The 11658-nt window shown below is 68.0% G+C and carries 13 protein-coding genes; 5 read left to right on the plus strand and 8 right to left on the minus strand.

The genetic code is table 11. The features are described 5' to 3' along the window. Positions 1-2: 2 nt before the first annotated feature. Both JWS13_RS13225 and JWS13_RS13230 read right to left on the minus strand, forming a co-directional pair. Positions 3-305: an urease subunit gamma gene (locus JWS13_RS13225; RefSeq protein ID WP_005255454.1), complete on the minus strand. Its 303-nt coding sequence runs from the start codon at positions 303-305 to the stop codon at positions 3-5. A gap of 180 nt (positions 306-485) precedes the next feature. Then, complete coding sequence (locus JWS13_RS13230; RefSeq protein WP_206011583.1) at positions 486-1328, minus strand: YdcF family protein; 843 nt, start codon at positions 1326-1328, stop codon at positions 486-488. A gap of 227 nt (positions 1329-1555) precedes the next feature. Here JWS13_RS13230 and JWS13_RS13235 point away from each other — a divergent pair, with 227 nt between their 5' ends. Together JWS13_RS13235 and JWS13_RS13240 are read left to right on the plus strand one after the other, a co-directional pair. Beyond that, positions 1556-2524, plus strand: a complete 969-nt coding sequence (locus JWS13_RS13235; RefSeq protein WP_206011584.1) for a helix-turn-helix transcriptional regulator — start codon at positions 1556-1558, stop codon at positions 2522-2524. Between the two features lie 107 nt (positions 2525-2631). After that, the gene (locus JWS13_RS13240; RefSeq protein ID WP_206005913.1) at positions 2632-3066 is read left to right on the plus strand and encodes a hypothetical protein; all 435 of its coding nucleotides are present in this window, start codon (positions 2632-2634) and stop codon (positions 3064-3066) included. Between the two features lie 99 nt (positions 3067-3165). On the opposite strand, the gene JWS13_RS13245 is transcribed toward JWS13_RS13240, so the two are convergent. The 4 genes from JWS13_RS13245 to JWS13_RS13260 all read right to left on the minus strand — a co-directional run bounded on the left by JWS13_RS13245 (position 3166) and on the right by JWS13_RS13260 (position 6771). After that, a complete protein-coding gene (locus JWS13_RS13245) occupies positions 3166-3369 on the minus strand; it encodes a cold-shock protein (protein WP_005255446.1) in 204 nt (67 codons plus the stop codon). A 235-nt stretch (positions 3370-3604) separates the two neighbouring features. Next, positions 3605-4495, minus strand: coding sequence for a 16S rRNA (adenine(1518)-N(6)/adenine(1519)-N(6))-dimethyltransferase RsmA (gene rsmA / locus JWS13_RS13250; RefSeq protein WP_206005914.1), 891 nt, complete (start codon positions 4493-4495; stop codon positions 3605-3607). Positions 4496-4505: 10 nt separating this feature from the next. Next, entirely contained in the window at positions 4506-5633 is a 1128-nt protein-coding gene (locus tag JWS13_RS13255; protein ID WP_206005915.1) for a resuscitation-promoting factor, read from the minus strand. Between the two features lie 22 nt (positions 5634-5655). Next, positions 5656-6771 carry a resuscitation-promoting factor gene (locus JWS13_RS13260; RefSeq protein ID WP_124389269.1) on the minus strand — a complete coding sequence of 372 codons (1116 nt, stop codon included), beginning with the start codon at positions 6769-6771 and terminating at the stop codon, positions 5656-5658. 239 nt (positions 6772-7010) lie between these two features. On the opposite strand from JWS13_RS13260, the gene JWS13_RS13265 reads away from it, so the two are divergent. Continuing rightward, on the plus strand, positions 7011-8480 hold the full coding sequence (locus JWS13_RS13265) for an amino acid ABC transporter substrate-binding protein/permease (protein WP_420855004.1): 1470 nt from the start codon (positions 7011-7013) through the stop codon (positions 8478-8480). Further along, entirely contained in the window at positions 8477-9247 is a 771-nt protein-coding gene (locus JWS13_RS13270) for an amino acid ABC transporter ATP-binding protein (protein WP_124389267.1), read from the plus strand. Before JWS13_RS13265 ends, JWS13_RS13270 begins: the two co-directional genes overlap by 4 nt. 50 nt (positions 9248-9297) lie before the next feature. On the opposite strand, the gene JWS13_RS13275 is transcribed toward JWS13_RS13270, so the two are convergent. Both JWS13_RS13275 and JWS13_RS13280 read right to left on the minus strand, forming a co-directional pair. Beyond that, a complete protein-coding gene (locus tag JWS13_RS13275; RefSeq protein WP_206005917.1) occupies positions 9298-9738 on the minus strand; it encodes a DoxX family protein in 441 nt (146 codons plus the stop codon). Positions 9739-9876: 138 nt separating this feature from the next. Then, positions 9877-10719 carry a TatD family hydrolase gene (locus tag JWS13_RS13280; RefSeq protein ID WP_206005918.1) on the minus strand — a complete coding sequence of 281 codons (843 nt, stop codon included), beginning with the start codon at positions 10717-10719 and terminating at the stop codon, positions 9877-9879. 74 nt (positions 10720-10793) lie between these two features. Here JWS13_RS13280 and JWS13_RS13285 point away from each other — a divergent pair, with 74 nt between their 5' ends. Further along, positions 10794-11648 (plus strand): SDR family oxidoreductase, encoded by an 855-nt coding sequence (locus JWS13_RS13285; protein ID WP_374229712.1) that lies wholly within the window; start codon positions 10794-10796, stop codon positions 11646-11648. The last annotated feature ends 10 nt before the right edge of the window (positions 11649-11658 follow it).

The following is an 11658-nucleotide window of genomic DNA, read 5'->3' on the forward strand; positions in this document are numbered from 1 at the left end:
TCCTACGCGATCGGATCATGGACGGTGACGAGCTTCGTGCCGTCCGGGAACGTGGCCTCCACCTGCACGTCGTGCAGCATCTCCGGGACACCCTCCATCACGTCGGCGCGGGTGAGCACCTCCCGGCCGGACACCATCAACTCCGCCACCGACCGGCCGTCGCGGGCCCCCTCGAGGATGTGATCCGTGATGAGGGCCACGGCCTCCGGGTGGTTCAGCACGAGTCCGCGTTGCCGGCGCCTGCGCGCGAGTTCCGCGGCGTAGCTCAGGAGCAGACGCTCCTGTTCGTGGGGCGACAAGCGCATGTGTCCTCCTGCGGTCGGTGCGTCGCAATACTGCCACGAACTGCACCGTGCCACCGCCCACGCCCGGAACGGCCACCGTTCTCACCGCGGAAACACGCGTGACACGAACCCGTCACAGCGCCCTTCTAGCGTCTCCCCATGACCGACTCCCCCGCCGCCCGACCGCGACGGGTGGTCGCATCAATAGCCGGCGGGGATGCCGAACACCCTGATCGCGTCGCGGTACATGCCGAGTTGCTGGTCCTTGGTCAGGGGCATGAATTCGGCGATCAGCTGACCGGCACCGGTGACCGCGCTCATCGCCCCGACCACCGGCAGTCCGGCGACGTTGAAATCGACCGTTGCCCTGCGGATGTGGTTGGCCGACGTCACGATGATCGCGCCGCCCGCACCGAGCGAGCGGGCGAGCGGAACCGAGTTGAGCGCGTTGCCCACCGTCGATCCGGCACGATGCTCGGGGTGGATGCGCTGCGCAGGCACACCGTGTGCCTGCAACCAACCCTGCATCGCGGCCGCCTCCGTGACGCCGTTCTGCGGGTTGCCGCCGGTGACGATGATCGGCGACATCGGCGAGACCCACGACTGCACCATCGCGGCCTGCAGGCGGTTGACCAATTCCGGACGCATCGTGCCGTCGGGGAGCAGACCGAACCCGAGGACGATGATCGCGGTGGACGGACCCTGGATTGCCGGGAGCGGGTTCGGGGGCGTGAACGAGGCAATTCTGATCGCGTTCAGCATCCCGTCGACGCCGGCGCGCATGCCGCCGTCCGCCGCGCCCAGCCGGGCGAGCGCGGCCTCACGGGTGATCAGATCACCGGCGGCGTCGGCGTAGATGGCCTGCAACGCCAGCGCGTTCGTGTCGCCGGGCTCGCCGGCGACGGCGCCGCCGATGTCCGCGAGGGCACCACGGGTGTCCCCCGCGGCGAATCTGCCCTGCGCGCTGTTGAAGAGGTCGGCCGCCGAGGCTGATGCCGTGGCGGTGGTCGAGACCGCCAGCGTCAGGCAGAAAGCGGTGGTCATGACTGCGGCGAGCAGCGCCCTGACCGCCGAAGAGATGGGTCGAGCACGGAAGTGCGTCACGCTGAGACCTTTCCGTCGGATTTTCACGAAGTACATATGCGATGGTCCGTGGAGCGTCGGCGCCAGTGTAGTGACACTCGTGGGGCTGGTGGGAAAATCGTTACTTACCGTTATCTCCTGCCGATAGAGGACAGAAGATGTCCTCTATCGATGGCATCCTGAGGTGCATGCGGGAAACTTCGGCACGACTCCTCCGGCTGCTCTCCCTGCTCCAGACCCGAAAGGACTGGTCCGGGGCAGAACTCGCCGACCGGCTCGGCATCACCGCGCGCACCGTCCGGCGCGATGTGGAGAAACTCCGCGACCTCGGCTACCCGGTCGACGCGACGGTCGGGGTCGGCGGCGGGTACCAACTCGGCGCCGGCGTGGAAATGCCGCCCCTGCTGCTCGACGACGAGGAGGTACTCGCCGTCGCGCTCGGCCTCCAATCCGGCGCGACCGGATCCGTGGTCGGCATCGGCGAGGCGTCGATGCGGGCACTCACCAAACTCCGGCAGGTGATGCCGTCCCGCCTGCGGCACCGCCTCGAGGCACTGCAGGTCGACGTCGTCCACCGCGAGCCCGCCAAGAGCGCCGTCGACGCCCAGGTCCTGTCGGCCGTCGCATCGGTGTGCCACAACCACGAACGACTCCGGTTCGACTACCGCACCCACGACGGCACCGAGAGCCGCCGCGAAGTGGAACCGTACCGGCTGGTGCGCTCCGGACTGCGCTGGTACCTCGTCGCCTGGGACCTCGCCCGCGCCGACTGGCGATCGTTCCGGGTGGACCGCCTGACACCCAAGATCCCGACAGGACCGCGGTTCGCACCCCGCGAACTGCCGCCCGGCGGCGCCGCCGAGTTCGTCGCGCGCGGAATCAACCGGGCCGTCACCCGGATCCGCGCACGGGTGCTGCTGCACGCGTCGATCGACGACATGGCCGTCCTGGTGCACGAAGACTGGGGAACTCTCGAAGAAATGCCCGACGGACAGTGCGCGGTGGCGCTCGGCGGCGACTCCGTGCCGTCGATAGCCAACTGGCTCAGCGCATTCGGCGTCGACTTCACCGTCCTCGACCCCCCTGAGCTGCGCGAAGAGTGCCGACGGGTGGGTGAGCGTCACCGTCTCTTCGCCGACCGCTACGGTAACGCCTGACCGAGACGCCGTTCAGCCGTCACCGCGGACCGAAAAGCCCGTGGAACCGAACGGTCCTGCGCGGCGTCCAACCAGGTGACGACAACGAAAGGTCGGGGTAGTCGGGGATGCAGCACACGATTGTCGAGGAGGGGCGCGCGCGGGCGCCTGCGGGGGCGGGACCAATCGGGAAGGTGCTCGTCGGGGGCCATCTGGCACTCGGGGGCGCCACCGTCGTGATCATGGCGTTCTCGTTGGCGTTCGTGTGCACACTGGACAACGGAACGCAGCCGTGGACGTGGCCGGGCAGGTATTCTGCGGCCTGGTTCGTCGCCGCCGCCATCGTCTCCACCACGCTGTGGGCGCTCTTCGTGACGGGAACCGTGATCTTCTCGTCGAGACCCCGGCGGGCACTCGGAACGGCCACGTTCTTCGTCGCCGCGGCCCTCGGCGCCGCTGCGGTGATCGGGTTGTTCGGGCCGTCCGAGAGTTCGGCGCTGCAACTCTGGCTGGTCTGCGCCATGAATCTCGGGTACCAGGCCGCGCACCTCAGATCGACCTAGCCGCGACAGCGTGTGAAGACGAGACAAGGCCCCACTCCGTGACGAGTGGGGCCTTGCTCGAACGTCATGTCCCGGCGAACCGGGAAGTCATGGCCGTTCTCAGATCAGGGTGACGCCGGTGGCCTGCGGGCCCTTGTTGCCCTGGCCGATCTCGAACGAAACACGCTGATTCTCCTCGAGCGTGCGGAAGCCGCCGCTCTGGATCTCCGAGTAATGGACGAACACGTCAGCGCTGCCGTCCTCGGGGGCGATGAAGCCGAACCCCTTCTCGGAGTTGAACCACTTCACGATGCCCTCTGCCATGTAAATCTCCTCTAACACAGTAACTTCTTCAGGTAACCGGCTCGGTTACCAGGGTCATTGACACGACCGTCTACGACAATTCCTGTGGAGGACGTCCAAACGCTCGCAACCATCGATTTGCGAGCGTGGGAAACACAAACACAAAACTTACGACCTCCAATAGTGAACCACACATCCGGTCGGTTGTCTCCCCCGGCCCGTGAGTACTTGTTAACGGCCGGCGGTTGAGAAGTACTCACGGGTGGGTGGCGGCGAGACGCACGAACGCCGCGGCGTCGAGGGTCTCCCCGCGGGCGGACGGTGGGATGCCGGCCTCGAGCAGCCGTCGCTCCGCCTCGGCGGGTGATCCCGCCCAGCCACCGAGCGCGGCCCGTAAAGTCTTGCGGCGCTGAGCGAAAGCCGCATCGACGACGGCGAACACGCGGCGGCGGTGCTCGTCGTCGACGGGCCACGGCGGTTCGGCGTAGCGGTCGATGCGAACGAGACCCGACTCGACCTTCGGTACGGGCCAGAACACCGCCCGGCCGACGGCGCCGGCGCGGCGGACGGCACCGAAGAAGTTGGCCTTCACACTCGGCACGCCGTAGATCTTGCTGCCCGGGGACGCCGCCAGGCGGTCGGCGACCTCGGCCTGCACCATCACCAGCGCGGTCCGCAGGCTGGGCAGTTCGGAGAACAGGTGCAGCAGCACGGGCACCGCCACGTTGTACGGCAGATTCGCGACGAGCGCGGTGGGTTCGCCGGGGATCTCGGACGGCGCGACCCGCATCGCATCCGCGCCGACGACGGTCAGCCGGTTGGCGAGTTCCGGGGCACGGTCGGCGACCGTGACCGGGAGCCGGGCGGCGAGGTTGGGGTCGATCTCGACGGCGATCACCTTGTCGACGACGTCGAGCAGCGCCAGCGTCAGCGAACCGAGCCCGGGGCCGACCTCGAGGACCGTGTCGTCGCGTCCCACTCCGGCGGTCGCGACAATGCGCCGGACCGTGTTGGCGTCGTGCACGAAGTTCTGCCCCAACTGTTTGGTGGGGCGCACGCCGAATTCCTCGGCTAACGCACGCACTTCGGCGGGGCCGAGCAGTGCGGCCTGACCTCGAGCGGCGGGGGGTACTTCGGCGTCGGACACCAACCGAACTTTAACGCACGCCGAGCCTGCCCGAGCACGTCGGCCACGCTCCCCAGCCCTGTGTCCTCTGCGTCTGCGACGCGATGGCGATCTGCTCCTCGCGGGACGCGAGGTCTGCGCGCGGTGCGTACTTGAGACCGCCCTGCCGCTCCCACGTGTTCTGGTCGAACTGGACGCCGCCGAAGAATCCGTTGCCGGTGTTGATGGCCCAGTTGCCGGTGGCCTCGCACTGCGCGAGAGCGTCCCAGACCGAACCGTTCTCGACGGGCGGCACTTCGGTACCCGGCTTCGCGCCGACACGGATCACCTTCGGCTGCGCCGGCGTCGTGACCGTCGCGGACACCTGGTTGCGTCCGACTTCCTCGCCGTTGACGGTGTTGACCGCGAACGTGACGTCCTGGACGCCGGGCAGTCCGGGACTCTCGACCACGGTGCGGCTCTTGTTCATCGTCGGGTCCTCGATGCGCTGTTCCTCCGGAGCCAGCGGCAGCGTCTCGACCTTCGTCTCGGTGCGGTCGCGGGTGACCGTGACGTCCATCCCCTCGGTCAGCGGAGTGTCCGCTGCCGGGACGACGGTGTCGGCCTGCTCGAGCGGCGCGCCGTGCGCGGCGAGGAAGTCCCCGACCGTCGGCGCGGCCATGCGCACGTCGGCGACCGGGAGGGCACCGTCGGCGAGCTTGACGACGAGCGGGTTGAGCACGTCGAGTGCGGCGCCGTCGAGCGGCAGTCGCTGCGAACGGGACGCCGACACGTGCACGTCCTCGCCGAGATCGAACTGCTTCAGTGCGTCCTCGACGGTGAGCGCGGTGGTCCACACGGTCTTGGGCTGCCCGTCCACCGTCAGCGACACCTCGCGCGCGCGGCGCAAGACCACGGTGTCCCCGTCGGACAGGGTCGCGTCGCGTTCCGGCGCCACCACGTCGCGGTCGGTGACCGAGTACCCGGCGTCGGCCAGGGCGGCGTCGACGCTCGTGGTCATGGTGCTCAGCGAGATCGTCTCGCCGTCCACGTCGAGAGTGACGTTCTTGTGCCGGACCACGGCCATCACTCCGCCGGCGATCAGCGTGGCGAGAAGCAGGGCCACCACGGTGTACAGCAGTGGCGAGCGAGCCGAGTTGATCTTCGCGAAGGGTGACATCGGGTTCCTTTACTTCAGATCGTCAGCGGAGTCCGAGCTTGCTGGTGCAGGCGGGCCAGGCGCCCCAGCCCTGCGCCGCCTGGACCTTCTCGGCGACGGAGATCTGCTGTTCGCGGGAGGCGAGGTCGGCGCGGGAGGCGTACTGGGTTCCGCCGAACGCCTCCCAGGTGCTCTGGGTGAACTGCAGTCCGCCGAAGAATCCGTTGCCGGTGTTGATGGCCCAGTTGCCGGTGGCCTCGCAGTGCGCGATGGAATCCCAGGTGGAGGCGTTGGAGATGGCGAGTTCCTTCACCCCGACCTTGACGAGCGCGGGCGCGGGCTCGCGGAGCACCTGCGAGCTGAGCTCCTGGCGTCCGGCCTCAACACCGTTGACCGTCTTCACGGAGGCGGTGACGGTGCGCTCGCCGGGAACGCCGGGGTTCTCGACGACGGTCTTGCCCTTGTCCAGCGCCGGATCGTCGACGCGGTTCTCGGGCGGCGCGATCGGCAACGTCTCGGTGCGGGTCTCGGTGCGGTCGCGGGTCACGTGGATCTCGGCGCCCTCGACGACGGGGGCGTCGGCCGGGGGCACGACGGTGTCGGCCTGCTCGAGCGGGGCGCCGTTGGCGGCGAGGAGTTCGCCGACGGTGGGTGCGGCGAGGCGGACGTCGGTGAGCGGGGCGCCGCCGTCGGCGACCTTGACGAGCTTGGCGTTGACGACCTCGAGCGAGGTGCCCTCGAGCGGCAGGCGCTCGGAGCGGGACGCCGAGACGTGGACGTCGTCGGCGAGTTCGAACTGCTTCAGCGCGTCGTCGACGGTGAGCGCGGTGGTCCACACGGTCTTGGGCTGGCCGTCGACGGTGAGGTCGATCTCGCGGGCACGCCGCAACACCACGGTGTCGCCGTCGGAGAGGGACGCGTCGGCCGCGGGAGCGACCGCATCACGCTCGCCGACGGTGTATCCGGCGTCGTCGAGCGCGCCGCTGACGTCGGACGCCATCGTGCCGAGAGAGATGGTCTCGCCGTCGACGTCGAGCGTGACGGTCTTGTGCCGTGCCACCGCCAACGCACCGCCCACGACGAGCGTCGCGAGCAGTGCCGCGACGACTACGTAGAGAAGGGGCGATTTGGCGTTGTTGATTCTGGCTAGAGGCGACACATGAATTCCCAAGGCTGGCGGACGTTTGATCACGGTACGGTAACGAATAGGCGATGGTCTGGCAACTTTGCCGCTACGACCTGCGTCCTAGATCACGAAAAGGTTGAGATCGGGGACGGTTTTCGCTTTACCGCATCAATCGCTTCTGGTCCGGACCACCCTCGAAACGCAGTATCTTGCGACATGCACCAAGAAGCCCGGAAGCGACCGGGCACTACTGACAAGAAAGCTGGGGTTCCGTGCGCAGCAGATCCGATCGACTTCTGAGACTCGTCAGACGTCCGAGAGTGCCCGCGGTGATCGCCGCGCTGACGCTGCTCGTCACACTCGTCGCGCCCGGGATCGCCGGCGCGCAGCAGCCCGCTCCGGGCAACGACTACACCATCGCCACCGACATCACGTTCGCCCCGTTCGAGTTCCAGGACGAGAGCGGCAAGCTCGTCGGCATAGACATGGACCTCCTCGCCGCCATCGCCGAGGACCAGGGCTTCACCTACCGGGTCAACGCCGTCGGATTCGACGCCGCACTGCAGGCGGTCACGAGCGGCCAGGCCAACGGCATGATCGCCGGCATGTCGATCACCGACGCCCGCAAGGCGACGTTCGACTTCTCCGACCCGTACTTCGAATCGGGTGTGCAGATGGGCGTGCTCGAATCCAACGATTCGATCACCTCGTACGAGGACCTGCGCGGCAAGTCCGTCGCCGTCAAGAACGGCACCGAGGGCGCCACGTACGCGGAGTCCATCAAGGACCAGTACGGATTCACCACCAAGTACTTCGCCGACTCGTCGAGCATGTTCGACGAGGTCCGCACGGGTAACTCGGTGGCCGTGTTCGAGGACTACCCCGTCCTCGCCTACGGCATCAAGCAGGGCAACGGGTTCAAGACCGTCACCGACAAGGTCCCCGGCGCCAGCTACGGGTTCGCCGTCGCGAAGGGCCAGAACGCGCAGCTCCTCCAGGAGTTCAACGCCGGTCTCGCCAACGTGAAGGCGAGCGGCCAGTACGACGAGATCCTCGACACCTACCTCAACGCCGACGCCTCCGACGACGACAACTCGATCCTCGGCCTGATCAAGAGCACCTACCCGCTGCTGCTCGAGGGCCTGTGGCTGACGATCGTCCTCACCGTGGTCTCGATCGCCATCGCGCTCGTGCTCGGCGCGATCTTCGGCCTGTTCCGGGTATCGACCAACATCGTCCTGCGCGGCATCGGCACCACCTACGTGGACGTGTTCCGGGGGACTCCGCTGCTGGTGCAGGCCTTCTTCATCTACTTCGGCATCCCGGCGGCGCTCGACTTCCAGATGTCGGCGTTCACCGCAGGCATCATCACGCTGAGCCTCAACGCAGGCGCCTACATGGCCGAGATCGTGCGCGGCGGCATCCTGTCCGTCGACAAGGGCCAGATGGAAGCGTCCCGGAGCCTCGGCATCAGCTACCTGAAGTCGATGCAGAAGGTCGTGATGCCGCAGGCCGTGCGGACGATGATCCCGTCGTACATCAACCAGTTCGTGATCACACTGAAGGACACGTCGATCCTGTCCGTGATCGGGCTCGCCGAGCTCACTCAGACCGGGCGGATCATCATCGCCCGCAACTTCCAGTCCTTCAATATGTGGCTGATCATCGGCGCGATGTACTTCATCATCATCATGGCGTTGACGAAGCTGTCGAACCGGCTCGAAAAGAGGATCAACAAGTGACCGAGACACCGGCGACGGACAACAAGGCCGAGGCCGCCGACCCGAAGATCCGGGTGAAGGGCCTGAAGAAGTCGTTCGGCGACAACGAGGTGCTCAAGGGCATCGACGTCGACATCGCGAGCGGCGAGGTGGTGTGCGTGATCGGGCCGTCGGGCTCCGGCAAGAGCACGTTCCTGCGCTGCCTCAACCGGCTCGAGGACATCACCGGCGGCAACGTCGTCGTCGACGGCTTCGACGTGAGCAATCCCAAGATCGACATCGACCGGGTGCGCCAGCACATCGGGATGGTGTTCCAGCACTTCAACCTGTTCCCGCACATGACGGCGATCGAGAACGTGATGCTCGCGCCCGTGCAGACCAAGCGGGCCTCCAAGGAGGAGGCGCGGGCGACGGCCGTGCGGTTGCTCGAGCAGGTCGGGCTGGCGGAGAAGGCGGACGCGAAGCCGGCGAATCTGTCCGGTGGGCAGAAGCAGCGTGTCGCGATCGCGCGGGCCCTGGCGATGAGCCCGGACATCATGCTGTTCGACGAGGCCACCAGCGCGCTGGACCCGGAGATGGTGGGCGAGGTGCTGCAGGTTCTGCGCGACCTCGCGAAGGGCGGCATGACGATGGTCGTGGTCACCCACGAGATGGGCTTCGCCCGCGAGGTGTCCGACCGGGTGATCTTCATGGCCGACGGGTACGTGGTGGAGGAGGGAACTCCGGAGCAGATCTTCGGCGACCCGCAGCAGTCCCGCACCCAGGACTTCCTGAACAAGGTCCTCTGACAGGTGAGTGGCGAAGCGTGCCGGGGCACGCTTCGCCACTCACCTGGGGGTCAGACGGTGGCGGGTTCCTTCGCGGCCCACGGCAGCTTGCCACCGAGCAGTCCGTCGACACCGAAGCGGCCCGATCCGACGACGGCGAGCAGCAGCGATCCGACGCCGAGCGCCAGCACCAGTTCGTAGCCGCCGTCGCTCGCGAAGATGCCCTTGTCGATGTGCGCGATGAAGAAGGCGCCGACCATGTCGAGGAACAGCAGGATTCCGAAGACCGGGACTGCGGCGCCGACGATGAGCGCGAGGCCGCCGATGACCTCGAGCCAGGTCACGACGAATGCGGAGACGCCGGGGAGCGGCACCCCCATGGCCTCGAAGCCTGCGGTCTGGCCTGCGTGGCCGTTGGTGAACGCCTTCTGCCAGCCGTGGGCGAGGAAGATGACGCCGATGCCCAGGCGGGCGACGAGAATTCCCAGGTTCCGAACTGCGGGGTTGTTCATGGATGCGCCTTTCATCGAGGTGTCCCCGCGCGACCGGGACGACCATTGGTTGAACAGGCAACGATCCTAAGTTCTCTAAGTTGAAACTTCAACTTAAGGCCTGCGGCCCTGTGCGCGCCCGACGAGTCCAGGGACTCGCTACCCACTCACGGGCCGGAGGCCGTACACACGCTCGGCGGTCGCGGTGGACGCCTTCGCCAGATCGTCCGGGTCCTCGCCGCGGATCTCGGCGAGCGCCCGGACCGTGTACGGCAGGCAGTACGGCTCGTTGGGCGCACCCCGGAACGGATGCGGCGTGAGGAACGGCGCATCCGTCTCGACGATCAGCTGATCCGATGGCACGAGCGGCGCCGCCTCCCGCAGGGCCTTCGCGTTCTTGAAGCTGACGGTGCCGGAGAAGCTGAGGACGTAACCGGCGTCGATACATTCGCGGGCCATCTCGGCGTCCGAGGAGAAGCAGTGGAAGATCACCGTCTCCGGCGCCCCCTCCTCGCGCAGCACCTGCAGCAGCGCCTGGTCGGCCTCCCGGTTGTGGATCATCAGCGTCTTGCCGAGGCGCTTCGCGAGGTCGATGTGCCAGCGGAAGCCCGCAGTCTGTTCGGGGACCGTGGCGCAGCCGTCGAGTTTCCCCGGCCAGTAGAAGTCGAGTCCCGTCTCCCCCACCGCGACCACCCGGGGATCACCGGCGAGCCGCTCGATCTCCGCCCTGGTCGCGTCGTCGAGCACGTTCGCCCGGGTCGGGTGGATGGCGACGGCCGCGTAGACGCGGGGATCCCAGTGGGCCGCATCGACGGCGAACCGCGCGGCCGCCAGGTCGTCGGCCACCGTGACCACCCGCTCGACCCCCACCGCGGCCGCCCGGTCGACGATCGCCGTGACACTCGCGGCGTCCGACGCTCCACACGCGTCGAGGTGGGTGTGCGAGTCGACGAGCGGGAACAGCGGCGCAGGGGCTTCCGGGGCGGGACGGTCTTTGCTCATGCGGACATTGTCGACGCCGCCGCCGCACGTGTCACATGCGGTACTTTCACCCCGACGGGGAGGGAGCCGTGTCCATGACTTCGAGCTCGATGAACGGCCGCGTGATCGCGGTGACCGGCGGTGCGAGGGGAATCGGGAGGGAAATCGCCCGACAGCTGGCGGTCGCAGGCGCACGGGTCGCGATCGGTGACGTCGACGGCGCCGCGGCCCGCCGGACCGCGGACGAACTCGGGCGGGCGGGCGGGACGGTCGAGGGCCTCGCACTGGACGTCACCGACACCGGGTCGTTCTCGGCGTTCCTCGCGGCCGTGGAGGATCACTGGGGCCCGCTCGACGTGCTCGTCAACAATGCGGGCGTCATGTGGGTCGGGCGCTTCGACGAGGAGCCCGAGTCCGCGACGGACCGGCAGCTCGCGGTGAACCTGCACGGGGTCATCCGGGGAGTGCGGCTGGCGGCCCCGGCGATGCGTGAGCGGGGCCGCGGCCAGATCGTCACGGTGGCGTCGGCGGCGTCGAAGGTCGCACCGCCCGGCGAGTCGACGTACGCCGCCACGAAGCACGGCGTCCTCGGCTACCTGACCGGCGTCCGCGAGGAACTGCGTGGGTCGGGTGTGCAGATCTCGGTGATCATGCCCGGGGTCGTGGACACCGAACTCGCGGCCGGGACGGCGACGGGCGCGGCCAAGCTGCTGGCGCCGGCCGACGTCGCGAAGGCGGTGGTCGCGGTGATCCGGCGTCCCCGGTTCGAAGTGACCATCCCCCGGTACATCGGCCCGCTGTTCCGGTTGGTCACCGTGTTTCCGCAGTTCGCCCGCGACTTCGCGGTCCGGCGGATGGTTCCCGACCAGGTGCGGTCCACGGACAAGTCGGCCCGCGCGGCGTACGAGTCGCGCACCGTCACCGGCGAGGACGGCGCCGGCCCGGGCTAGATCCCGAATC

Origin of the sequence: Rhodococcus pseudokoreensis (genome assembly GCF_017068395.1) — a bacterium.
Lineage (GTDB): Bacteria > Actinomycetota > Actinomycetes > Mycobacteriales > Mycobacteriaceae > Rhodococcus_F > Rhodococcus_F pseudokoreensis.

What these genes read in the sequence shown, in the direction of transcription:
- JWS13_RS13235 (WP_206011584.1), top strand. Translation starts at nt 1,556, where the DNA reads ATGCGGGAAACTTCGGCACGACTCCTCCGGCTGCTCTCCCTGCTCCAG.
- JWS13_RS13280 (WP_206005918.1), bottom strand. Translation starts at nt 10,719, where the DNA reads ATGAGCAAAGACCGTCCCGCCCCGGAAGCCCCTGCGCCGCTGTTCCCG.
- JWS13_RS13225 (WP_005255454.1), bottom strand. Translation starts at nt 305, where the DNA reads ATGCGCTTGTCGCCCCACGAACAGGAGCGTCTGCTCCTGAGCTACGCC.
- JWS13_RS13275 (WP_206005917.1), bottom strand. Translation starts at nt 9,738, where the DNA reads ATGAACAACCCCGCAGTTCGGAACCTGGGAATTCTCGTCGCCCGCCTG.
- JWS13_RS13230 (WP_206011583.1), bottom strand. Translation starts at nt 1,328, where the DNA reads ATGACCACCGCTTTCTGCCTGACGCTGGCGGTCTCGACCACCGCCACG.
- JWS13_RS13285 (WP_374229712.1), top strand. Translation starts at nt 10,794, where the DNA reads ATGACTTCGAGCTCGATGAACGGCCGCGTGATCGCGGTGACCGGCGGT.
- JWS13_RS13245 (WP_005255446.1), bottom strand. Translation starts at nt 3,369, where the DNA reads ATGGCAGAGGGCATCGTGAAGTGGTTCAACTCCGAGAAGGGGTTCGGC.
- JWS13_RS13255 (WP_206005915.1), bottom strand. Translation starts at nt 5,633, where the DNA reads ATGTCACCCTTCGCGAAGATCAACTCGGCTCGCTCGCCACTGCTGTAC.
- JWS13_RS13240 (WP_206005913.1), top strand. Translation starts at nt 2,632, where the DNA reads ATGCAGCACACGATTGTCGAGGAGGGGCGCGCGCGGGCGCCTGCGGGG.